This is a genomic window from Coprococcus aceti (assembly GCF_025567285.1).
Classification (GTDB): Bacteria; Bacillota; Clostridia; order Lachnospirales; family Lachnospiraceae; genus Coprococcus; species Coprococcus aceti.
Map to the genome: position 1 here is coordinate 327,636 of NZ_JAOQJT010000003.1, position 21,447 is coordinate 349,082.

The 21,447-nt window shown below is 43.4% G+C and carries 29 protein-coding genes; 28 read left to right on the plus strand and 1 reads right to left on the minus strand.

Annotated features, from left to right (window positions below; translation table 11 throughout):
• The first annotated feature begins 72 nt into the window (after positions 1-72).
• The 7 genes from OCV54_RS06335 (at position 73) to ybaK (ending at position 9,107) form a co-directional block, all read left to right on the plus strand.
• A complete protein-coding gene (locus OCV54_RS06335; protein ID WP_055223140.1) occupies positions 73-1,845 on the plus strand; it encodes a Na/Pi cotransporter family protein in 1,773 nt (590 codons plus the stop codon).
• A 93-nt stretch (positions 1,846-1,938) separates the two neighbouring features.
• The gene (locus OCV54_RS06340; RefSeq protein WP_055223141.1) at positions 1,939-2,613 is read left to right on the plus strand and encodes a response regulator transcription factor; all 675 of its coding nucleotides are present in this window, start codon (positions 1,939-1,941) and stop codon (positions 2,611-2,613) included.
• Between the two features lie 3 nt (positions 2,614-2,616).
• On the plus strand, positions 2,617-3,981 hold the full coding sequence (locus OCV54_RS06345; RefSeq protein WP_015533782.1) for a sensor histidine kinase: 1,365 nt from the start codon (positions 2,617-2,619) through the stop codon (positions 3,979-3,981).
• Positions 3,982-4,336: 355 nt separating this feature from the next.
• Positions 4,337-6,295 carry a BMP family ABC transporter substrate-binding protein gene (locus OCV54_RS06350; RefSeq protein ID WP_015533783.1) on the plus strand — a complete coding sequence of 653 codons (1,959 nt, stop codon included), beginning with the start codon at positions 4,337-4,339 and terminating at the stop codon, positions 6,293-6,295.
• 49 nt (positions 6,296-6,344) lie between these two features.
• A complete protein-coding gene (locus OCV54_RS06355) occupies positions 6,345-6,941 on the plus strand; it encodes a metallophosphoesterase family protein (RefSeq protein ID WP_055223143.1) in 597 nt (198 codons plus the stop codon).
• Between the two features lie 186 nt (positions 6,942-7,127).
• Positions 7,128-8,486 (plus strand): citrate/2-methylcitrate synthase, encoded by a 1,359-nt coding sequence (locus tag OCV54_RS06360; RefSeq protein ID WP_055223145.1) that lies wholly within the window; start codon positions 7,128-7,130, stop codon positions 8,484-8,486.
• A 123-nt stretch (positions 8,487-8,609) separates the two neighbouring features.
• Complete coding sequence (gene ybaK / locus OCV54_RS06365; RefSeq protein ID WP_055146749.1) at positions 8,610-9,107, plus strand: Cys-tRNA(Pro) deacylase; 498 nt, start codon at positions 8,610-8,612, stop codon at positions 9,105-9,107.
• 149 nt (positions 9,108-9,256) lie between these two features.
• Here the strand turns inward: ybaK and OCV54_RS06370 are convergent, their stop codons facing one another.
• Positions 9,257-10,120, minus strand: a complete 864-nt coding sequence (locus OCV54_RS06370; protein WP_022216641.1) for a class I SAM-dependent methyltransferase — start codon at positions 10,118-10,120, stop codon at positions 9,257-9,259.
• Positions 10,121-10,271: 151 nt separating this feature from the next.
• On the opposite strand from OCV54_RS06370, the gene OCV54_RS06375 reads away from it, so the two are divergent.
• The 21 genes from OCV54_RS06375 to rpsE all read left to right on the plus strand — a co-directional run bounded on the left by OCV54_RS06375 (position 10,272) and on the right by rpsE (position 21,441).
• Positions 10,272-11,432, plus strand: coding sequence for a class I SAM-dependent methyltransferase (locus tag OCV54_RS06375; protein ID WP_055223147.1), 1,161 nt, complete (start codon positions 10,272-10,274; stop codon positions 11,430-11,432).
• Positions 11,433-11,495: 63 nt separating this feature from the next.
• Positions 11,496-12,395: an OST-HTH/LOTUS domain-containing protein gene (locus OCV54_RS06380; RefSeq protein WP_015533788.1), complete on the plus strand. Its 900-nt coding sequence runs from the start codon at positions 11,496-11,498 to the stop codon at positions 12,393-12,395.
• A 331-nt stretch (positions 12,396-12,726) separates the two neighbouring features.
• Entirely contained in the window at positions 12,727-13,038 is a 312-nt protein-coding gene (rpsJ, locus tag OCV54_RS06385; RefSeq protein WP_004850108.1) for a 30S ribosomal protein S10, read from the plus strand.
• Between the two features lie 160 nt (positions 13,039-13,198).
• Positions 13,199-13,882: a 50S ribosomal protein L3 gene (gene rplC, locus OCV54_RS06390; RefSeq protein ID WP_015533789.1), complete on the plus strand. Its 684-nt coding sequence runs from the start codon at positions 13,199-13,201 to the stop codon at positions 13,880-13,882.
• A 23-nt stretch (positions 13,883-13,905) separates the two neighbouring features.
• Complete coding sequence (gene rplD, locus OCV54_RS06395) at positions 13,906-14,526, plus strand: 50S ribosomal protein L4 (RefSeq protein ID WP_015533790.1); 621 nt, start codon at positions 13,906-13,908, stop codon at positions 14,524-14,526.
• The gene (rplW, locus tag OCV54_RS06400) at positions 14,526-14,825 is read left to right on the plus strand and encodes a 50S ribosomal protein L23 (RefSeq protein WP_004850114.1); all 300 of its coding nucleotides are present in this window, start codon (positions 14,526-14,528) and stop codon (positions 14,823-14,825) included. The genes rplD and rplW overlap by 1 nt, the downstream gene beginning before the upstream one ends.
• Before the next feature lie 98 nt (positions 14,826-14,923).
• A complete protein-coding gene (gene rplB, locus OCV54_RS06405) occupies positions 14,924-15,769 on the plus strand; it encodes a 50S ribosomal protein L2 (RefSeq protein WP_022216644.1) in 846 nt (281 codons plus the stop codon).
• A 16-nt stretch (positions 15,770-15,785) separates the two neighbouring features.
• On the plus strand, positions 15,786-16,064 hold the full coding sequence (gene rpsS, locus OCV54_RS06410) for a 30S ribosomal protein S19 (protein ID WP_022216645.1): 279 nt from the start codon (positions 15,786-15,788) through the stop codon (positions 16,062-16,064).
• Positions 16,065-16,097: 33 nt separating this feature from the next.
• Positions 16,098-16,484: a 50S ribosomal protein L22 gene (gene rplV / locus OCV54_RS06415; protein WP_004850120.1), complete on the plus strand. Its 387-nt coding sequence runs from the start codon at positions 16,098-16,100 to the stop codon at positions 16,482-16,484.
• Positions 16,485-16,494: 10 nt separating this feature from the next.
• Positions 16,495-17,160: a 30S ribosomal protein S3 gene (gene rpsC / locus OCV54_RS06420; RefSeq protein ID WP_022216646.1), complete on the plus strand. Its 666-nt coding sequence runs from the start codon at positions 16,495-16,497 to the stop codon at positions 17,158-17,160.
• The gene (rplP, locus tag OCV54_RS06425; RefSeq protein ID WP_022216647.1) at positions 17,160-17,597 is read left to right on the plus strand and encodes a 50S ribosomal protein L16; all 438 of its coding nucleotides are present in this window, start codon (positions 17,160-17,162) and stop codon (positions 17,595-17,597) included. The genes rpsC and rplP overlap by 1 nt, the downstream gene beginning before the upstream one ends.
• Positions 17,587-17,790 (plus strand): 50S ribosomal protein L29, encoded by a 204-nt coding sequence (rpmC, locus tag OCV54_RS06430; protein ID WP_004850126.1) that lies wholly within the window; start codon positions 17,587-17,589, stop codon positions 17,788-17,790. Before rplP ends, rpmC begins: the two co-directional genes overlap by 11 nt.
• Positions 17,791-17,813: 23 nt before the next feature.
• A complete protein-coding gene (gene rpsQ, locus OCV54_RS06435) occupies positions 17,814-18,068 on the plus strand; it encodes a 30S ribosomal protein S17 (protein ID WP_022058713.1) in 255 nt (84 codons plus the stop codon).
• A gap of 13 nt (positions 18,069-18,081) precedes the next feature.
• Positions 18,082-18,450, plus strand: coding sequence for a 50S ribosomal protein L14 (gene rplN / locus OCV54_RS06440; protein WP_022216648.1), 369 nt, complete (start codon positions 18,082-18,084; stop codon positions 18,448-18,450).
• 12 nt (positions 18,451-18,462) lie between these two features.
• Positions 18,463-18,780 (plus strand): 50S ribosomal protein L24, encoded by a 318-nt coding sequence (gene rplX, locus OCV54_RS06445; RefSeq protein ID WP_004850132.1) that lies wholly within the window; start codon positions 18,463-18,465, stop codon positions 18,778-18,780.
• A 20-nt stretch (positions 18,781-18,800) separates the two neighbouring features.
• On the plus strand, positions 18,801-19,340 hold the full coding sequence (gene rplE, locus OCV54_RS06450; RefSeq protein WP_004850134.1) for a 50S ribosomal protein L5: 540 nt from the start codon (positions 18,801-18,803) through the stop codon (positions 19,338-19,340).
• A gap of 20 nt (positions 19,341-19,360) precedes the next feature.
• Positions 19,361-19,546, plus strand: a complete 186-nt coding sequence (locus OCV54_RS06455; RefSeq protein ID WP_004850137.1) for a type Z 30S ribosomal protein S14 — start codon at positions 19,361-19,363, stop codon at positions 19,544-19,546.
• 23 nt (positions 19,547-19,569) lie between these two features.
• A complete protein-coding gene (gene rpsH / locus OCV54_RS06460; protein ID WP_022216649.1) occupies positions 19,570-19,971 on the plus strand; it encodes a 30S ribosomal protein S8 in 402 nt (133 codons plus the stop codon).
• Positions 19,972-19,986: 15 nt separating this feature from the next.
• Positions 19,987-20,526 (plus strand): 50S ribosomal protein L6, encoded by a 540-nt coding sequence (rplF, locus tag OCV54_RS06465; RefSeq protein ID WP_022216650.1) that lies wholly within the window; start codon positions 19,987-19,989, stop codon positions 20,524-20,526.
• A gap of 17 nt (positions 20,527-20,543) precedes the next feature.
• Positions 20,544-20,912 (plus strand): 50S ribosomal protein L18, encoded by a 369-nt coding sequence (rplR, locus tag OCV54_RS06470; protein ID WP_022216651.1) that lies wholly within the window; start codon positions 20,544-20,546, stop codon positions 20,910-20,912.
• 19 nt (positions 20,913-20,931) lie between these two features.
• The gene (rpsE, locus tag OCV54_RS06475) at positions 20,932-21,441 is read left to right on the plus strand and encodes a 30S ribosomal protein S5 (RefSeq protein ID WP_015533792.1); all 510 of its coding nucleotides are present in this window, start codon (positions 20,932-20,934) and stop codon (positions 21,439-21,441) included.
• The last annotated feature ends 6 nt before the right edge of the window (positions 21,442-21,447 follow it).

The window sequence follows — 21,447 nt, forward strand, 5'->3', positions numbered from 1 at the left end:
CTGTAAAAGGGATATTGTGTATACAAGTCCTTATACAGAAGTAATTGGAAATGTAATAAGGAGACAAAAGATATGGATATTTTCAATGTGTTATCCCTTCTGGGCGGACTTGCAATGTTCCTGTATGGAATGAACGTGATGGGAGATGGCCTTGCCAAGACGGCTGGCGGTAAGCTGGAGAAGATACTGGAAAAGCTCACATCAACACCTATAAAGGGTGTTCTGCTGGGCGCTGCGGTGACAGGAGTGATCCAGTCATCATCGGCGACCACAGTTATGGTGGTTGGACTTGTAAACTCAGGCATCATGAAGCTGAGACAGGCAGTGGGTATCATCATGGGTGCAAATATAGGAACAACAGTAACATCATGGATACTCAGCCTTACAGGAATACAGAGTGACAATATATTTATTAATATGTTGAAACCCTCATCCTTTTCACCTATACTCGCAGTAACAGGAATAATATTCCTCATGTTCACCAAGTCTGAGAAGAAGCACGATATAGGTGGAATCCTTCTTGGATTTACAGTGCTCATGTTTGGTATGGAGATGATGAGCGGTGCGGTTGCTCCGCTTAAGGATGTACCGGAATTTACGAATATACTCACCATGTTCTCCAATCCATTCCTTGGAATGCTTGTGGGAATGTTGATAACAGCTATCATACAGAGTTCTTCGGCATCTGTAGGTATACTCCAGGCGCTGTGTGCAACCGGGGCTGTGTCATTTGGGACGGCGATCCCAATCATCATGGGTCAGAACATAGGAACCTGTGTAACGGCACTGATATCATGTATAGGAACCAAGAAGAATGCCAAGAGAGCTGCGTTTGTGCATCTGTACTTCAACATCATAGGAACAGTCGTGTTCATGGTGGTGTTCTACACGGTCAATTCATTTGTACACTTCCAGTTCCTGAATGATTCAGCGAATGCAGCTGGTATAGCTGTTGTACACAGTGTGTTCAACGTTGCGGCGACACTTCTTCTGCTTCCGTTCTCAGGCGGACTTGAGAAGCTTGCAACGCTCACTGTCAGAGATAAGGATGAGGTGGAGAAAAATACTCCTGCAGAGCTGGAGATGCTCAAGCGTCTGGATGCCAGATTCCTTGAGAAACCAGCATTTGCTGTTGGACACTGTATAGAGGTTGTAAAATACATGGCTCAGCTTTCAAAGAACAGTGTTGATATGGCACTGTCACTGGTTGATAATTATGATGAAGCGGTCAGGGATAAGGTTGAGGATCTTGAGGGCATCATAGATACCTATGAGGATGAGGTCGGTTCTTATATGGTAAAGCTCAGCAGCAAGGAGCTCTCCCATGAGGATAGCCAGAAGGTATCGATCGGACTTCATGTCATAGGTGATCTTGAGAGAATGTCGGATCACGCCATAACCATAGCGGATATATGCAGGAAGATGAATGAGGCGGGCGCGTCCTTCTCAGAAAAGGCAAAGTCAGAGCTGGGTGTATACAAGGATGCAGTTCAGAACATAGTCAGCATGACTGTGGAGGCTTACGACAAAGAAGACCTTCAGGAGGCATCCCATGTGGAGCCGCTTGAGGAAGCCATCAATGAGCTCAACAGCGCGGTTAAGAAGCAGCATATCAAGAGACTTCAGAAGGGCAAATGTACCATTGAGCTCGGAATATCACTGGAGAATCTTATCAACAACTATGAGAGAGTTGCAGACCACTGTTCCAACGTGGCGGTGGCAATGCTCCAGTTAAAATCAGACAACTTTGATACACATGAATATCTGGACAACATGAAGAAAGATTCCAACATAGATTTCCAGAGCATGTACACATATTACAGAGAGATATACAAGCTGAAGTGATATCTGGCGTGCATTTATATAAAAAATAATGATAAAAATAAAATGCAATATGCATGTAAATGAAAGTGGTATTGTATAGGGAAAGGAGACAAAATGGCAGTACATATTTATATTGTAGAAGACGATAAGAATATAAGAGAGATAGAGATGTTTGCTTTGAAAAACAGCGGATATGTGGTGGAGGAGTTTGAGAATGCGAAATCCTTCTTCTCAAGGTCTGTGGAGAAGGTCCCTGATCTGGTACTCTTGGATATCATGCTCCCTGACATGGATGGTCTTGAGATTGTGAAGAAGCTCAGGAGCAGACCTGATACTGTCAGAGTTCCGATCATCCTTGTGACAGCCAAGACTACAGAGCTTGACAAGGTCAAGGGACTGGATATAGGAGCGGATGATTACCTCACCAAGCCATTTGGCGTGATGGAGCTCATATCCAGGGTCAAGGCGCTGCTCAGAAGAAGCAGGGCGCTGCAGGATGACAAGCAGCTGGTACTCGGGGATATAACCCTTGATTCAGAGAGACGCGAGGTGCATGTGGGCGGCGAGTTGTGTGAGCTTACCTTCAAGGAGTTTGAACTCTTAAAGCTTCTCATGGTGAATGCAGGAATAGTTCTTCACAGAGACACAATCATGTCGGATGTGTGGGGAACGGATTACGAGGGCGAATCCAGAACCCTTGATATGCATATCAAGACTTTGAGACAGAAGCTTGGCGAAGCAGGTAATATGATAAAGACAGTTAGAAATGTAGGGTATAAGATGGAGTAGCATATGGGTAAGAGAGACGATAAAAGACTGAAAAAGGTTATCAATCTGGAGTTTATCATCTTTTCACTGGTGGCCATAGCGGTGACCATGGTTCTGTCGACATTCATATTCTATGAGGTGTACAAGGCAGAGATCATAAGGGATCTGAAGGGCTATGCTGAGGTGTTTAAGAATACCGGAGATTTCGACGCGGATGACACCGGTGTGTATGCAAGCGTGGATACCAATGACCTCAGACTGACGCTTATAGCGCCTGACGGCAGTGTTCTGTATGACAATCAGGCCGATGAGACTTCCATGCAGAACCACCTTGACAGACCAGAGATAGCAGAGGCATTTGAAAATGGTGATGGACAGGTTATAAGAAAGTCGGAAACCCTCAATAAGAGCACATATTACTATGCGATACTGCTCAAGTCTGGAAGGGTGCTGAGAATAGCGAGGGAGACCAACAATGTAATCAGTATGTTCCTTGCGGCTGTGCCGGTCATGCTGGTGGTGATGGCGATCCTGGTCTGTGTCACCATCATAGTGACACACTATCTGACCAGAAACATATTGAAACCAATAGAGCAGATGGCAAACAGTCTGGACGACGATACCCACATAGTTGCGTACAAGGAGATGCGGCCATTTATAGATATGATACAGAAGCAGCATGCGGATATAGTGAAGAGCTCACAGATGAGACAGGAGTTCACGGCAAATGTATCACATGAGCTCAAGACGCCGCTCACATCCATATCGGGGTATTCGGAGCTTATCGAGACAGGTATGGCCACCGAGGCGGATGTACATCATTTTGCAACTGAGATCCACAAGAACTCCAACAGACTTCTCACCCTCATCAATGACATAATCAGACTGTCAGAGCTGGATGTATCTGAGGATGCGCCACTGATGGAGAAGATCGATCTGGCGGTCATAGCCAGAACAGCCACGGATATGCTGGCGATAAACGCAGAGAAGAACAGTGTGACACTCAGCTATGATGGCAGTCACGGATATATATATGCGAACAAGATGATGATGGAGGAGCTTGTGTATAACCTCACAGACAACGCCATCAGATATAACAATAAGAATGGAAGTGTGGATGTATCTGTAAAGGCAGAGGATGGCAAGGTTATACTCAGGGTGAAGGATACGGGAATAGGAATCCCGAAGGAGCATCAGGAGAGGATATTTGAACGATTCTACAGAGTGGACAAGAGCAGATCGAAGTCCACAGGTGGCACAGGACTTGGCCTGGCCATAGTAAAGCATATAGTTGCCCGCAACAATGCACAGCTTGATATGGACAGTGAACCAGGTAAGGGAACTGACATAAAGGTTACATTTGACGCATATAGGGAAGATGAACAATGATGCAGTCGAAATCAATGAATTTTGATGGGGAATGCTGTAAAAGAACAGAATAGATGCTACAATAAAAAGGAGCCTGGTGGAAGTGTATTAGCCAGACTCCTTAAGTATATTGGTATTCACACACACCGACATTAAGTTCGAAAATATGTGAAATCTTCTGAATTTAATAATATAATACAGCATGTTACGGAAAAAATCAAGTGGTAATTATGCATAACATACAATGCGGTTTATACATAATTCACAAAACATGCAGTTGAAAGGCAGATAATTTTGGCGGATCGGAAGGAAACAAATTCTTGATTATTGAATTTTATAGTATTACTATATGGTCTTGAATAAGGAGAGTGATAGTATGTCAGCAAACGAATATTTAAGGGCTCAGAAGCTTGGTGAGAAGAGATATCAGGCAGCCGTAGCAAAAAATGAATATCCATATCTTCCGGTTTTGGATGAAATAATATCACCATCCGACACTGTGGGTGAGGTGAATCTTGGTCTCCAGACCATATCGCTTGACCGCGTGGTTGGAACCGCTACCGCTGCAAGGACGACGGCGTTTGCTAGTAATTTTATGCCTATATTGGATTATCATACTGAATTTGGAATGAAATGGGCCGCATTGTGTGAGTCCCACATAGAGGAAGGTATACATGACCCGATAAAGGTATATGAGTATATGAACAAATTCTATGTAGTAGAAGGAAATAAGAGAGTGAGTGTGCTCAAATACTTTGGTGCGGACTCAGTTCCTGCCATGGTTACAAGAAAGATACCTAGAAGGACAGACTCACTTGAGAATAAGATATATTTTGAATTTATAGATTTCCACAAGCAGACGGGGATCAACTATGTATATTTCTCACAGCTCGGTGGATATGATAAGCTCAGGGAGTTCATAGGGATCACTAAGGATGCGGTTTTCACAGAGGATGAGAGACTGGATTTCAACTCGGCACATCTCGCATTTGAGAAGGCTTATCTTGCTAAGAAGGGCAATGAGGAGCTCACTATAACAGTGGACGATGCCATGCTTGTATTCCTCAATGTGTATGGCTATGAAGCTCTTAAGAACATGACTACATCCCAGGTGAAGGACAGTGTTGACAAGGTATGGAATGAGATAGTCCTCACAAATGAGAAGAAGGATAAGACGGTTCTTCCAAAGCTCGATCCTGTGGAGCCTAAGAAGTCCATACTCGACAGGGTTATAAAGCCATCAGGCCCTTCGAACCTGAAGGTGGCATTTGTGTATGATAAGTCGCCAGCCAACTCGGTCTGGACATACAGCCATGAACTGGGTAGAATGGACATGGAGAATAAACTCGGAGATTCTGTCGACAGCAGAACCTTCTGTAATGTGGATACACCTGCCAAGCTGACAGAGTGCCTTGGAAGACTTGTGGATGAGAAGTATGATGTGATATTTACGACAGGGCCTGAGATGCTTCCTGAGGCTCTTAAGACTGCAGTGCTCCACCCGGAGATAAAGATACTTAACTGTTCCCTCAGCCTTGCGAACAGCCATGTGCGTACCTATTATGCAAGAATGTACGAGGTGAAGTTCCTCACCGGTATGATAGCGGGAAGCCTGTGTGCTGACGGACAGATAGGATATGTAGCCGATTATCCGATATTCGGAACAACAGCGAACATCAATGCATTTGCCATCGGAGCAAGGATGGTCAACCCTAGGGCAAAGATATATCTGCAGTGGACGAAGGTTAAGAATGCTGATCCACAGAAGTTCTTCGAGAGAAATGGAATAACATATATATCCGATAGAGACATGATCATGCCGGATGATGCGTCACGAAACTTCGGACTTTATCACTATGATCAGAATGGAGAGGTCGTCAACCTTGCCATGCCTTTCTACAACTGGGGTGCATTCTATGAGAGGATCCTTAGATCCATACTGGAGGGCAACTGGAAGCAGGAGGAGAAGAACGAGACCAGCAATGCGATAAGCTACTGGTGGGGTATGTCAGCGGGAATAGTTGACGTCATATGCTCAAAGCACCTTCCGGCCGGAACACAGAAGCTCATATCGGTTATGACAAACCTCATAAGAGAGGGCGCTATCACACCGTTCAGCGGAAAGCTTACATCCCAGAACGGAATAGTGAGAAATGAAGATGACGGAGCGATGCTCCATGAAGATATACTCAAGATGGATTGGCTTGCTGAGAATGTAGTGGGCATGCTCCCTACAGAGGACGATCTTGTCGATGAGGCAAAGACGGTAGTTGCACTTCAGGGTATAGACACACCGGAGAGTCTGGAGCTCAAGTCGGTTCCGGAAGTGAAATAAGATAAATCTCCTACGGAGAAGGTATACTGTAGTACAGGGGAATAGATACGTGAAGATTTTGTTGTTGGCGGATGAAGAATCCAAGTATTTGTGGGATTATTTTGATAAGAGTAAGGTCGAGGGAATAGACCTGATAATATCCTGTGGCGATTTATCGCCACAGTATTTGTCGTTCCTTGCGACATTCAGTCATGCGCCCGTTCTCTATGTCCATGGCAATCACGACGTGTGCTACAAGGATACACCGCCGGGGGGCTGCGAGTGCATAGACGACAAGCTTTATGTGTATAAGGGTGTCAGAATTCTGGGACTTGGCGGTTCGATGGAATACAAGTTTGGTGGTGCGGATCATCAGTATTCCGAGCGTGCGATGGCCAGAAGAGTACGGAAACTCAGGTTTAAGATCATGAGGAACAAGGGCTTTGACATACTTGTTGCCCATTCGCCTGCATACAGGATAAATGATTCCGAGGATCTCCCACATACAGGTTTTAAGTGTTTCAGAACGCTTATGGAGGAGTACAGACCTAAGTATTTTGTCCATGGCCATGTGCATATAAATTATGGAAGAGATTTTGTCCGCGAATCAAAATACGAGGACACGACGATCATAAATGCCTATGAGAGATATATTATTGAAATTTAGGCAGAAATATTTTGAAATTAAATAATTTTGGCGAAAAGACAGGAATAAATCAAATTTATTGCTGTCTTTCTTGCGAAAATGGAGTTTTTTTGATAAACTGTGGTGAGTTGATATAGTTTATTGATAAGATCCGGAGAAGCTCCGGGATGATGAACAGGGATTGGATAAAGGAAGGAGACATGAGGTTTGGAAAGAAACAGCGAGGAATATAACAGAATACTGGATGAGCTTACAGGTTATTGTACAGAATCTGGCAAGATAGACCAGAACCTCTATGTCAATTATGATGTCAAGAGAGGCCTCAGAGATTCCACAGGAAAAGGTGTACTCACGGGACTCACAGAGATATCTGATGTCATAGGATATGATGTAATAGATGGAGAGAGAGTGCCGACTGATGGTCGTCTGTATTATCAAGGGTACAATGTTGAGGATCTCGAGAGAGGTTTTCACGGAAGTAAATTCGGATTTGAGGAGACTATGTATCTTCTGTTGTTTGGAAAGCTTCCAAATGAGCAGCAGTTTAAGAGATTTGTTGAGATGATGGAGTGCTACAGGGAGCTTCCTAGAAAGTTTACAAGAGATGTTATCCTCAAAGCACCAAGCAAGAATATGATGAACGTTCTGCAGAGATGTGTTCTCACACTCTATTCATATGATGATAATCCGGATGATATAAGCATTGAGAATGTTCTCAGACAGTGTATGGAATTGATAGCACAGTTCCCTGTGATCGCCGCATATGGTTATCAGGGCTACAAGCACTATTTCCACGACATGAGTCTTGTAATACACAATCCGAAGCCGGGGCTTTCCACTGCAGAGAATTTCCTGAGGCTTATCAGATCGGATAAGAAATATACAGAGCTTGAGGCGCAGGTGCTTGACATATGTCTGGTTATACACGCTGAGCATGGTGGTGGTAATAACTCCACATTTACAACTCATGTAGTATCGTCGACAGGAACAGACACATATTCTGCAGTTGCAAGTTCACTTGGATCGCTGAAGGGACCTAAGCATGGTGGTGCAAACCTCAAGGTTCAGCAGATGTTTGATGACCTCAAGAGCCATGTCAAGAACTGGGATGATGAGGCTGCACTGGAGAAATATCTCACAGGACTTATTGACAAGAATGGCTTTGACCATTCAGGCCTTATATATGGAATGGGTCATGCGGTATACACCAACTCAGATCCTAGAGCTAGGATACTCAAGGGATATGCAGAGAGACTTGCCCAGGAGAAGGGCAGGACAAAGGAATTTGAGCTGTACAAGAAGGTTGAGGAGATATCAGGAAGACTGCTTGCGGCCAGAAGACGCAGCGGCAAGCCTATATCGGCAAATGTAGACTTCTACAGTGGATTTGTATATACGATGCTCGGTATCCCTATCGAGCTGTTTACTCCTATATTTGCCATCGCACGTATTGCAGGATGGTCGGCGCATAGAATAGAGGAGCTTGTCAATGCCGGCAAGATCATCAGACCTGCATATAAGTATGTGGGAACACACAAAGAGTATCTGCCGATGGAAGACAGATAAAGTTATGTACGGCAGATTAAGATAAAGTCGGAGAATACAATGGACATGCATACAGCGCTTCAATCTTCAATAGACAAGGTTGGGGCGCTTAGTGCATTTGATGACAAGGAGATGACCTGGAACATGAAAGATAAGAATAAGAACGCAAAGACTGAGGAAAAGACAAATGTCATGCGCATACTTGACAGCAAGAAGATAAAGTACAACCATTATTGTTATGTGGAGACGGGCGAGACGAATGGAGAGAAGGTTGCTGCCATACTTGGACAGGATCCTGCGTATGTGTATAAGACCCTGGTGACCGTTGCGAAGTCCGGCGCAAATTACGTGTTTGTAATTCCTGTCAAGGAGGAACTTGATCTCAAGAAAGCTGCGAAGGCTGTGGGAGAGAAGTCGATAGATATGCTCAAGGCAAAGGAACTCCTCCCTCTTACCGGATATATACATGGCGGCTGCTCACCTATCGGTATGAAGAAGTTTTTCAGGACCACGATAGATGCAAGTGCTGAAGATCTTGATAAGATGTATGTGAGTGCGGGTAAGGTTGGGTATCAGATAGAGATAGCCCCTGCGGATCTGGAGAAGGTCATACGTCTGGAGTATGTGGATGTGACGGTGTAAAGGATTAAATTACGTGACAAAAAAGCTGAAATTAAGAAGCTGAAAAATTAAAAAAACAGGAATATGAGCCCCTATAACGAAGTTTGCTGGGTTTCATATTCCTGCTTTTAGTTTATCTGCAAAATGTATCTGCCTCGACCGATCCGTTGTTATCTCTGCCATCTTCCGGCGGCACCGCAAGGAAGAACAAGACCTGTCTCTGTGACAGGAAGTCCGATCTCATCTGCCACAACATGTCCGCCAAATCTGCTCTTTACCTCTGTGGATATCATATATGTGAGCACCGCAGGCGCGAGACCTGTTGTATATGAATTTACAAGGAAGAAAAGCGGCTTGTCACAGAGAAGTTGGCTGCAGAGCTTGATGAAAGGATGGATCTTCTCTTCGATCTTCCATATCTCACCCTTTGGTCCTCTGCCGTATGAAGGAGGATCCATGATGATCGCGTCATATTTGTTGCCTCGTCTGATCTCTCTTTCGACAAATTTCACACAGTCGTCAACTATCCATCTGATCGGTGCGTCGGCGAGCCCTGATGATGCTGCGTTTTCCTTTGCCCAGGTAACCATTCCCTTGGATGCATCAACATGGGTGACTGCAGCTCCGGCTTTGGCGGCTGCGCATGTTGCGCCCCCTGTGTATGCGAACAGGTTCAATACCTTAATATCCTTTTTAGGTGAGTTCTTTATCAGTTCGCTGAACCAGTCCCAGTTGGCAGCCTGCTCAGGGAACAGACCAGTGTGCTTGAAGCTGAATGGCTTCAGATTGAAAGTCAGATCCCTGTAATTTATTGTCCACTGCTTAGGCAGGCTGAAAAACTCCCATTCTCCGCCGCCTTTGTTGCTTCTATGATAATGTCCGTTCAGTTTATTCCATGCAGGATTTTTCTTTGGAGTGCTCCACAGAACCTGGGGATCTGGTCTGAGTAGAGTGTATTTGTCCCAACGCTCAAGCTTTTCTCCGTCAGAGCAGTCAATAACTTCATAATCCTTCCATCCATCTGCTATCCACATATATGTAATCCTTCCTTATAAAAATAACTTCAAAAAATATATCCTATAGATTATACTTGTATCAAAGCACTGCGTCAAGGCTGCTGTGTGCATAGATTGATGACAGAGATTAATGACGATACAGATTGTTGGTAATGGAGAAGTTGGAATAATGGCAGATATAAGTATAAAAGAATTAATAGAAGAGATGGTACAGAGTGATCCCCACAAGATTATCCTCAGTGGCGGACGCGGTGAATATAGAAAAGTGGTATTTGAGAGAAAAATCATAGGCGGTAAAAGGTGCTTTCAGATAGAAAGGTATACGGAGAAGCAGGTGTTCCACCAGAATATAGATGAGGGCGAGCTTGAAGAAGCACTGGCCGGAGATCTGCAGGATGGATTCAGACAGATAAACATGTTCTCGGCCCGGGAGGAGTGGGATGTGAAGATCTCAAAGAAGGGCAAAATAGCTGTGAATAAGAGGCACACGGAGAATAAACTCATAACTGTTCAGGGAAACAACCGAAGAAAGAAATACATACTTGAAGAGGGAATGGATATCCCTGTATTTACCCATCTGGGCATATTTACAAAGGATGGCAAGGTTGTGCACTCCATGTATGACAAGTTTAAGCAGATCAACAGATTTGCGGAGATCGTGGACAATGTCATGAAGAGCTACAACAAACCTTCTATTAATATAGTAGATTTTGGATGCGGCAAATCGTATCTGACATTTATAGTTTATTATTATCTGCATGAGGTTAAGGGGCTTGATGTCCATATAACCGGCCTGGATCTCAAGGAGCAGGTGATAAAAGACTGCAATGCGCTGGCGGAACAGTTTGGATATACCGGACTAAAATTCGAACTTGGGGATATAAATGGGTATAAGACGGATGTGGATGTGGATATGGTCATGACGCTGCATGCGTGTGATGTTGCCACGGACTATGCGCTGTACAATGCCATTTGCTGGAACGCACAGTATATATTGTCCGTGCCTTGCTGCCAGCATGAGCTGAATAAACAGATGCATTCTGATAAACTGGCTGCGCTGACAAGATACGGTATCATAAAGGAGAGGATAGCTGCGCTGGCAACAGATTCCATCCGTGGACATATGCTTGAGGCGTGTGGATATAAGACTGATATAATGGAATTTATAGACATTGCACATTCGCCTAAAAATCTGCTCATAAGAGCTGTGAAGAAAAATGTATCTCCGGACAGGAGAAAGAAGGCTTTTAAGGATGCGGAAGCACTTTGTGAGGAGTTTGGATTCAGACAGACTCTGATGGAGATGATTAAGGCGGATGGCAGGATATAATTGGATTAAACCTGTGGTTTGTTGTGTGTGTGATGGTTGTGGAATATTATTAAGGAGGATATCATGAGGGCTGCGCTGTATATAGATTGTGATAGCATAGAGGCAAAGGCTGTGCCTGTTATATATGAGGATATAATCAGAACGGACAAGCTTGTGATCTGCAAGATGTTTAATTCCGACAAAGACGATGACAGCTTTATGGAGAGTGCAGGGAGGTTCAGAATACAGGACTGCATGCACGGAGAGTATAAGGTGTCATCGGCGATGGTTGCGCTGGCCGTGGAGGTTATGGCGGATGCTGCGCTTTCAAAGCCAGAGCGCATATATATAGCAACGGGGGACAGTCTGACAGTACCGCTTCTCAACAAGCTGAGGCTCACGGATATAGAGGTTGTGGTTGCCGGTCCATGTGACGCAGACAAAATCCTTGTGAACAGCGCCCAGAGATATATGTATATAGATGTTCTTGCCGGAGAAAAATGCACTGCTGATATACCGGATATAGGTGATATAGCAAAGGAGATATATTCGGTTTCTTCCTATTATAAAGGACAGGGAAGAGATGCTGTCATGGAACAGGTGTATGAAGGCGTTGTGAGAAGATACCCGGATTTTGATGTCAGAAATTATGGCTATACTCATCTTGATACATTTGTGGAGAATAATGTGAGTGGAGTGAAGGTTTATACCGATGAGAATGGCGTGACAAAGCTGACGTTGGTCGATGACAGGGAGGAGATAGACACATTTGCATATGAGTATATGACAGGCAGGGGATATAAGATAGATGATATGGCAGAGCTGCTCGATGCGATTCGAAGCAGATTCCCTGGGTTTGCGATGGAGAATTATGGTTACCATACAGATTACGGGTTCATCTTAAGCTTTTCGAAGTTTGAGATATGGGAGAACAAGGGGATCAAGATGAAGAGGACATTCAAGCTGAGTGAATCTGGCGAGTGATACCCTGTAAATACCCGTTAAAAAAATTCAAAAAAACATAAAAAAATTAAAAAAACCTCTTGATTTAAAGAAATCCCTAGTATATAATCAAACGTGCTGTGGCATGATAGCTGAGAAGCGGAGGTTGCTGCGTACATATATGACGCAGGTTTTTCGTGGAGCGAATGTCAATTTACAAAACTGGCGACAAGTCACTGTACAATATAACCGTCTGTCAAGAGGACAGAAACGACGTGATGGTTCTGGGTTTTAACTTAGGACACACACGGGAGAGTGTACAGTCACCGCTTGTTGTACTAAGATTAAGTGCGAAAAGGAGGCGGCTTTTTTTATGGCAAATCAGATTATGAGAATTACACTTAAGGCTTATGACCACAAACTTATCGACAAGGCAGCAGCACAGATTGTTGATACAGTTAAGAAGACTGGCGCAAAGGTAAGCGGACCAGTTCCAATGCCTACTAAGATTGAGAAGATCACAATCTTAAGAGCAGTTCATAAGTACAAGGACTCAAGAGAGCAGTTTGAGCAGAGAACTCATAAGAGACTTATCGATGTTGTAGCACCAACTCAGAAGACAATTGATGCATTACAGAAGATCGATCTGTCCGCTGGCGTGTTCATCGATGTTAAGATGAAATAATCAAAGTCAGACAGCAATTCAAAAGAAACCCAATTAGATGCGGACTAATTTAAAACAAACCGCAGAAACAATTAAATAACAGTACCTAATGCATTTTCGGATGTAATTTAGTATGATTGCAGATGCAATCCGCTGTGAATTAAATTAGGAGGAAACAGAAATGAAGAAGGCTATATTAGCTACAAAAGTCGGAATGACACAGATTTTCGACGAGAACGGTGTATTAACACCAGTTACAGTATTGCAGGCTGGTCCATGTGTTGTAACCCAGATCAAAACAGTTGAGAATGACGGTTACGATGCAATTCAGGTAGGATTCGGCGAGAAGAAGGAAAGAGTAACAACAAAGGACGTATCAGGAAAGAAAGTTATCAGAAATCCACATGGTGCTGGTAAGGCAGAGGTTGGTCATGCTAAGAAGGCAGGAACAACTCCAAAGGCTTTCTATAGAGAGTTCAGACTTGAGAACACTGCTGAGTACGAGCTTGGCGCAGAGATCAAGGCAGACGTATTTGCTGCTGGCGACAAGATTGATGTTACTGCTAAGTCAAAGGGTAAGGGATACGCAGGCGGTCTTAAGAGACACGGCCTTAAGTCAGGTCCTTCAGGACATGGTTCAAAGTATCACAGACATGCAGGTTCAAACGGTTCTGCAACTACTCCAGGTAGAGTATTCAAGGGCAAGAAGATGCCTGGACATATGGGTAGCGTAAGAGTTACAATCCAGAACCTTGAGGTAGTTAAAATAGATGTTGAGAACAATGTAATCTTGGTTAAGGGCGCTGTTCCAGGACCAAAGAAGTCATTGGTTATGATTAAAGATACAGTAAAGTCTGGTAAGTAGGGCTTTGGAAAGGAGAGACAACAATGGCATCAGTTAAGGTTTATGACATTGAAGGCAAAGAAGTTGAGACATTAGAGCTCAATGATGCAGTTTTCGGTGTAGAAATAAATGAGCATATAATGCATAAGGCTGTAGTTGGTCAGTTAGCCAACAACCGTCAGGGAACACAGAGCGCTAAGACACGTTCAGAAGTTTCTGGTGGTGGAAGAAAGCCTTGGAGACAGAAGGGAACTGGTCATGCTAGACAGGGTTCAACAAGATCTCCACAGTGGACAGGCGGCGGAGTTGTATTCGCACCAAAGCCAAGAGATTATTCAGTTAAGATGAATAAGAAAGAGAAGCAGCTTGCTATGAAGTCAGCACTTTCATCAAAGGTTGCTGAGAACAAGCTGGTAGTAGTTGACAAGCTTGATCTTCAGGAGGCTAAGACAAGCGTATTTGCAAAGATCCTTGCAAAGCTTTCAGCTCCTAAGGCTCTTGTAGTAACAAAGGATAAGAACAATAACGTTGTTCTTTCAGCAAACAACATTCCAACAGTTAAGACAACAGTAGCTAATTCACTTAGCGTATACGATATTCTCAAGTATGAGAAGCTTGTTCTTACTAAGGAAGCAGTTGCAGCAATTGAGGAGGTGTACGCATAATGGCAGATATCAAATATTATGACGTTATACTTAAGCCAGTGATCACAGAGAAGAGCATGAACGCTATGGCTGAGAAGAAATATACATTCCTTGTTCATCCAGAAGCAAACAAGTCACAGGTTAAGGAAGCTGTAGAGAAGATGTTCGAGGGAACAAAGGTTGCAAAGGTCAACACAATGAACAATGACGGTAAGGTCAAGAGACGTGGTATGACACTTGGTAACACAGCAAAGTACAAGAAGGCTATCGTTCAGCTTACAGCTGACAGCAAGGACATCGAGATCTTCGAGGGACTTTAAGATATAGCTGTGGGTGGCTGCACAGTATAGCCGCTCATTACATTAGTTGTATACGCAATCAAAGCGTGAGAATAAATTGAACCGAAAGGAGAACAACAATGGGAATTAAGACATATAACCCATATACACCTTCCAGAAGAAATATGACTGGCCTTGATTTTTCAGAGATCACAAAGACAACTCCAGAGAAGTCACTCGTTGTTTCAACAAGCAAGACAGCCGGTCGTAACAATCAGGGTAAGATAACAGTAAGACATCACGGTGGTGGTGCTAAGAGAAAGTATAGAATAATAGATTTCAAGAGAAATGACAAAGATGGTATTCCAGCAACAGTAGCTGCAATCGAGTATGATCCAAACAGATCAGCAAATATTGCACTTCTGTTCTATGCAGATGGAGAGAAGAGATACATCCTTGCTCCTTTCAAGCTTGCAGTTGGCGATGTGCTGATGAATGGCGCAGAGGCAGAGATCAAGGTTGGTAACTGTCTTCCACTTCAGAATATTCCAGTTGGTACTCAGGTACACAACATCGAGCTTTATCCAGGTAAGGGCGGACAGTTAGTTCGTTCAGCAGGAAACGCTGCACAGCTCATGGCTAAGGAAGGAAAGTATGCAACACTTAGACTTCCATCAGGCGAGATGAGAATGGTTCCGATTATCTGTAGAGCAACAGTTGGACAGGTAGGAAACATCGAGCATGGCCTTGTTAACATTGGTAAAGCCGGTCGTAAGCGTCATATGGGCGTTAGACCAACAGTTCGTGGTTCTGTCATGAACCCTAATGACCATCCACATGGTGGTGGAGAAGGTAGAGCACCTATCGGTCGTCCAGGTCCTTCTACTCCATGGGGCAAGCCAGCAATGGGTCTCAAGACAAGAAAGAAGAACAAGCAGTCTAATAAGTTGATCGTAAGACGTAGAGACGGTAAGAATGTTAAATAGTTAAGGAGGAAGAAATATGGCTCGTTCATTAAAAAAAGGACCATTCGCAGATGCACATCTGCTTAAGAAGGTAGATGCTTTAAACGCTGCTAATAAGACAGAAGTTATAAAGACCTGGTCAAGACGTTCAACAATCTTCCCATCATTCGTTGGCCACACATTTGCCGTTCATGATGGAAGAAAGCACGTACCAGTATATGTAACAGAAGATATGGTAGGACATAAGCTCGGTGAGTTCGTAGTTACCAGAACATACAGAGGTCATGGTAAGGACGAAAAGAAGGGTAGAAGATAATATTAGGAATATTTGAAAGGAGGACTTTTCAAAATGGCTAAAGGACATAGATCCCATGACAAGAGACTCAGAAATGAGAACAAAGATACAAGACCATCAGCTAAGGTTTCATACGCAAGAGTATCAGTAACCAAGGCATGTTTTGTGCTTGATGCTATCAGAGGTAAGGATGTTCAGACAGCACTTGCTATCGTAGAATACAACCCAAGATATGGCTCAAGCGTTATAGAGAAGCTTTTGAAGTCTGCTATTGCTAACGCTGAGAACAACAATGGCATGAAGAAGGAGGACCTTTACGTAGCAGAGTGTTACGCTAACAAGGGACCTACAATGAAGAGAGTTCATCCAAGAGCACAGGGTAGAGCATATAGAATCGAGAAGAGAACAAGCCACATCACAATCGTGCTTGACGAGAAATAGGAGGTAAAATATGGGACAGAAAGTTAATCCTCATGGTTTAAGAGTCGGCATTATCAAAGATTGGGATTCAAACTGGTATGCTGACAAGAGAAATGACGAGTTTGCTAAGAACTTAGCAGAAGATCAGATCCTTAGAAAATACTTAAAGACAACTCTTTACAAGTCAAACATCTCAAAGATCGAGATCGAGAGATCAGCAAAGAATGTAAAGATCGTATTATACACAGCTAAGCCTGGAGTAGTAATCGGAAAGGGTGGAGCCGGAATCGAGAAGATCAAGGCTGACGCTCAGAAGTTAACAGATAAGAAGCTCTTTATCGACGTTAAGGAGATCAAGAAGCCGGATGCTGACGCTCAGCTCGTTGCAGAGAACATCGCAGCACAGCTTGAGAATCGTATCGCATTCAGAAAGGCTATGAAGTCTTGCATGGGTAGAACAATGAAGTCAGGCGCACAGGGTATCAAGTGTGCATGTTCAGGTCGTCTTGGCGGTGCTGATATGGCTAGAACAGAGTTCTACAGCGAGGGAACAATTCCTCTTCAGACACTCCGTGCTGATATCGATTACGGATTTGCTGAAGCAGATACAACATATGGTAAGGTTGGCGTAAAGACATGGATCTACCATGGTGAAGTACTTCCAACAAAGACAGTAAAGGAAGGGGGAAATAAATAATGTTAATGCCAAAGAGAGTAAAGCGTCGTAAGCAGTTCAGAGGAACAATGGCTGGTAAGGCACTTAGAGGCAATAAGATTACAAACGGTGAGTATGGTCTCGTAGCATTAGAGCCAGCTTGGATCAAGTCAAACCAGATCGAGGCAGCCAGAATTGCAATGACAAGATATATGAAGCGTAGTGGTAAGGTATTTATCAAGATTTTCCCTGATAAGCCAGTTACAGCAAAGCCGGCTGAGACTCGAATGGGTTCTGGAAAGGGAGCACTTGAGTATTGGGTAGCAGTAGTTAAGCCAGGCAGAGTTATGTTTGAGGTTCAGGGCGTACCTGAGGAGGTAGCTAAAGAGGCTCTCAGACTCGCTATGCACAAGCTTCCACTTAAGTGTAAGATCGCATCAAAGGAAGAGTTAGAGGAGGTAGCAGGCAGTGAAAACTAAGGATTTTATGAACGAATTAAATAGCAAGTCCGTTGACGATCTCCAGAAAGATTTAGTAGCTGCAAAGAAGGAATTATTCAACCTGAGATTCCAGAATGCTACAAATCAGCTTGACAACACAAGCAGAATCAAGGACGTTAGAAAGAATATAGCAAGAATACAGACAGTTATAGCCCAGAAGGCTAATGCTTAATTATCTTGGAAGGAGGAATTATTGTGGAAAGAAATCTGAGAAAAACACGTGTTGGTATAGTTACAAGTGACAAGATGGATAAGACAATCGTTGTTTCTATCGTAGATAATGTTAAGCATCCTCTTTATGGTAAGATTGTAAAGAGAACAGTAAAGCTGAAGGCTCATGACGAGAATAACGAGTGCAAGATTGGCGATAGAGTAAAGGTTATGGAGACAAGACCATTATCAAAGGATAAGAGATGGAGACTTGTTGAGATCATCGAGAAGGCAAAGTAAGGAGGCAAATTAAATGGTTCAGCAGGAAACAAGACTTAAAGTTGCTGATAACACAGGTGCAAAAGAGTTACTTTGTATCAGAGTGTTAGGCGGATCAGTTAGAAGATATGCGAATATCGGCGATATCATCGTTGCCTCTGTTAAGGATGCAACACCAGGCGGAGTTGTAAAGAAGGGCGATGTAGTTAAGGCCGTTGTAGTTAGAACAAAGCATGGCGCTCGTCGTAAGGATGGTTCATACATCAAGTTTGACGAGAACGCTGCTGTAATTATAAAAGACGATATGAATCCAAGAGGTACACGTATCTTTGGACCAGTTGCAAGAGAGCTCCGTGATAAGAAATTCATGAAGATCGTATCACTTGCACCTGAAGTATTATAAGGAGGTGTGACTATGGCAACAATGAAGATTAAGAAAGATGATATGGTACAGGTTATCGCTGGTAAGGACAAGGGCAAGAGCGGAAAGGTCGTTTCAGTAGATAAGAAGAATGGTACCGTAGTAGTTGAAGGAATCAACAAAGTATTTAAGCATAGCAAGCCAAGCATGGCTAACCAGCAGGGCGGAATCATCGAGATGGAAGCCCCACTTGACATCTCTAATGTAATGTATCTTTACAAGGGCAAGCCAGTTAGAGTTGGTTTTGAAGGAACTGGTAAGGATAAGGTTCGTGTAGCCAAAGTTGATGGCAAGACAGAGAAGATAGATTAATTGGAAGGAGGTCGTCTTAGGTGAGTAGACTTAAAGAAAAGTATGACGCTGAAATTAAGAGCGCCATGGTTGAGAAATTTGGATATAAGAATGTAATGCAGATACCAAAGCTCGATAAGATCGTTATCAATATGGGCGTTGGTGAAGCTAGAGAGAACGCTAAGGTTCTCGACGCTGCTATCAAGGATCTTGAGACAATCACAGGTCAGAAGGCAGTTGTAACAAGAGCAAAGAAGTCAGTAGCTAACTTCAAGCTGAGAGAGGGAATGCCTATCGGATGTAAGGTAACTCTTCGTGGCGAGAAGATGTATGAGTTCCTTGATCGTCTTGTAAATCTTGCACTCCCACGTGTACGTGACTTCAGAGGTATCAATCCAAACGGATTTGATGGAAGAGGTAACTACGCATTCGGTATTAAGGAGCAGCTTATCTTCCCTGAGATCGAGTACGATAAGGTAGATAAGGTTAGAGGTATGGATATAATTTGCGTAACAACAGCACAGACTGACGAGGAAGCTCGTGAGTTACTTACACTGTTCGGCATGCCTTATAGCAAATAATAAAGGAGGAGATTCGAGAAATGGCTAAGACATCAATGAAAGTTAAGCAGCAGCGCAAGCAGAAGTTCTCAACAAGAGAGTACACACGTTGCAGCATTTGTGGACGTCCACACTCAGTTTTAAAGAAGTACGGAATTTGTAGAATCTGCTTCCGTGAGTTAGCATATAAGGGACAGATTCCTGGCGTTAAGAAATCAAGCTGGTAAGAGTAAGAAGGAGGAAATTTATTATGTCAATGAGCGATCCAATTGCAGATATGCTTACAAGAATTCGTAATGCTAATACAGCAAAGCATGATACAGTAGAAATCCCTGCTTCAAAGATGAAGAAAGCTATTGCCGACATACTTTTATCAGAAGGATATGTTAAGGCTGTAGATATCGTTGAGGACGGTAAGTTCGAGACAATCAAGATCACATTGAAGTATGGTGCAGATAAGAACGAGAAGATCATCACAGGTCTTAAGAGAATTTCAAAGCCTGGTCTTCGAGTATACGCAAGCAAGGATGAGCTTCCAAGAGTACTTGGTGGACTTGGAACTGCTATTATCTCCACAAACAAGGGTGTATTAACAGATAAGGAAGCTAGAAAACAGAACGTAGGTGGAGAAGTACTTGCGTTTATTTGGTAAAAGGAGGACGGCAAAATGTCACGTATCGGAAGAATGCCTATCGCTGTACCTGCAGGCGTAACTGTAGATATAGCAGAAAATAATAAAGTGACTGTTAAAGGACCAAAGGGAACTCTTGAGAGAGTTCTCCCTGCGGAAATGGATATAAAGTTAGACGGCGATACAATCACAGTATCAAGACCTAACGACTTAAAGAAGATGAAATCACTTCACGGACTCACAAGAACACTTATCCACAACATGGTAGTAGGTGTTACAGAGGGTTACAAGAAGGAGCTTGAGGTTAACGGTGTAGGTTACAGAGCTCAGAAGCAGGGTAATAAGCTTGTTCTTGCTCTTGGTTATTCACACCCAGTTGAGATGGTTGATCCAGATGGTATCGAAACATCAGTTGATGGAAACAAGATCATAGTAAGCGGAATCAGCAAGGAAAAGGTTGGTCAGTACGCTGCTGAGATCAGAGAGAAGAGAGCACCAGAGCCATACAAGGGCAAGGGTATCAAGTATGTGGATGAGACTATCAGACGTAAAGTTGGTAAGACTGGTAAGAAATAATAAAGGAGTGAGATAAGATGATTAATAAAGAATCAAGAAGCGCAATTCGTGTAAAGAAGCATATGCGTGTTCGTAATCGTTTAGCTGGAACAACAGAGAGACCACGTTTAGCTGTATTCAGAAGTAATAATCATATGTACGCTCAGATTATTGATGATTCAGTTGGTAAGACATTAGTAGCAGCATCTACAACAGAGAAGGCTATTAAGGATGAGCTTGAGAAGACAAATGATGTTGATGCAGCAGCTTACGTTGGTAAGGTTATTGCTGAGAGAGCACTTGAGAAGGGTATCAAGACTGTTATCTATGATAGAGGCGGTTTCGTATACCACGGTAAGGTTCAGGCATTAGCAGATGCAGCGAGAGAAGCTGGTCTGGAATTCTAGTAAGGAGGAAGAACAACGTATGAAGCGTGAAATAATTGATGCAAGTAAGTTAGAGTTAGAAGATAAAGTTGTTGCCATCAAGCGTGTAACAAAGGTTGTTAAGGGTGGACGTAATTCTAGAGTTGCAGCTCTCGTAGTTGTTGGTGATAGAAATGGCCACGTTGGCGTTGGTGTTGGCAAGGCAGTTGAGACTCCAGAAGCTATCCGTAAGGGTAAGGAGGATGCTGCAAAGCATTTAGTTACAGTTCCTGTAAATGAAGTTGGTAGTATCCCTTACGACTGGAATGGACAGTTCGGCAGTGCTTCAGTTCTTCTGAAGACAGCTCCAGAAGGTACTGGTATCATCGCTGGTGGTCCTGCTCGTAGCGTACTTGAGCTTGCAGGATATAAGAACATCCGTACAAAGTCCTTAGGATCAAACAACAAGCAGAACGTAGTTCTTGCAACAATCAAGGGCCTTACAGAGATCAAGAACCCAGAGGATATCGCAAGACTTCGTGGAAAATCTGTTGATGAGATACTTAACTAAGGAGGT

Coding starts and splice junctions, on each gene's coding strand:
- OCV54_RS06350 (WP_015533783.1), top strand. CDS start 4,337: ATGTCAGCAAACGAATATTTAAGGGCTCAGAAGCTTGGTGAGAAGAGA.
- ybaK (WP_055146749.1), top strand. CDS start 8,610: ATGAAAGATAAGAATAAGAACGCAAAGACTGAGGAAAAGACAAATGTC.
- rpsC (WP_022216646.1), top strand. CDS start 16,495: ATGGGACAGAAAGTTAATCCTCATGGTTTAAGAGTCGGCATTATCAAA.
- rplB (WP_022216644.1), top strand. CDS start 14,924: ATGGGAATTAAGACATATAACCCATATACACCTTCCAGAAGAAATATG.
- OCV54_RS06380 (WP_015533788.1), top strand. CDS start 11,496: ATGAGGGCTGCGCTGTATATAGATTGTGATAGCATAGAGGCAAAGGCT.
- rpsS (WP_022216645.1), top strand. CDS start 15,786: ATGGCTCGTTCATTAAAAAAAGGACCATTCGCAGATGCACATCTGCTT.
- rplV (WP_004850120.1), top strand. CDS start 16,098: ATGGCTAAAGGACATAGATCCCATGACAAGAGACTCAGAAATGAGAAC.
- rplW (WP_004850114.1), top strand. CDS start 14,526: ATGGCAGATATCAAATATTATGACGTTATACTTAAGCCAGTGATCACA.
- rplN (WP_022216648.1), top strand. CDS start 18,082: ATGGTTCAGCAGGAAACAAGACTTAAAGTTGCTGATAACACAGGTGCA.
- OCV54_RS06335 (WP_055223140.1), top strand. CDS start 73: ATGGATATTTTCAATGTGTTATCCCTTCTGGGCGGACTTGCAATGTTC.
- OCV54_RS06340 (WP_055223141.1), top strand. CDS start 1,939: ATGGCAGTACATATTTATATTGTAGAAGACGATAAGAATATAAGAGAG.
- rplX (WP_004850132.1), top strand. CDS start 18,463: ATGGCAACAATGAAGATTAAGAAAGATGATATGGTACAGGTTATCGCT.
- rpsH (WP_022216649.1), top strand. CDS start 19,570: ATGTCAATGAGCGATCCAATTGCAGATATGCTTACAAGAATTCGTAAT.
- rplD (WP_015533790.1), top strand. CDS start 13,906: ATGGCATCAGTTAAGGTTTATGACATTGAAGGCAAAGAAGTTGAGACA.
- OCV54_RS06455 (WP_004850137.1), top strand. CDS start 19,361: ATGGCTAAGACATCAATGAAAGTTAAGCAGCAGCGCAAGCAGAAGTTC.
- rplP (WP_022216647.1), top strand. CDS start 17,160: ATGTTAATGCCAAAGAGAGTAAAGCGTCGTAAGCAGTTCAGAGGAACA.
- OCV54_RS06370 (WP_022216641.1), bottom strand. CDS start 10,120: ATGTGGATAGCAGATGGATGGAAGGATTATGAAGTTATTGACTGCTCT.
- rpsE (WP_015533792.1), top strand. CDS start 20,932: ATGAAGCGTGAAATAATTGATGCAAGTAAGTTAGAGTTAGAAGATAAA.
- OCV54_RS06375 (WP_055223147.1), top strand. CDS start 10,272: ATGGCAGATATAAGTATAAAAGAATTAATAGAAGAGATGGTACAGAGT.
- OCV54_RS06345 (WP_015533782.1), top strand. CDS start 2,617: ATGGGTAAGAGAGACGATAAAAGACTGAAAAAGGTTATCAATCTGGAG.
- rplR (WP_022216651.1), top strand. CDS start 20,544: ATGATTAATAAAGAATCAAGAAGCGCAATTCGTGTAAAGAAGCATATG.
- rplC (WP_015533789.1), top strand. CDS start 13,199: ATGAAGAAGGCTATATTAGCTACAAAAGTCGGAATGACACAGATTTTC.
- rplF (WP_022216650.1), top strand. CDS start 19,987: ATGTCACGTATCGGAAGAATGCCTATCGCTGTACCTGCAGGCGTAACT.
- rpsJ (WP_004850108.1), top strand. CDS start 12,727: ATGGCAAATCAGATTATGAGAATTACACTTAAGGCTTATGACCACAAA.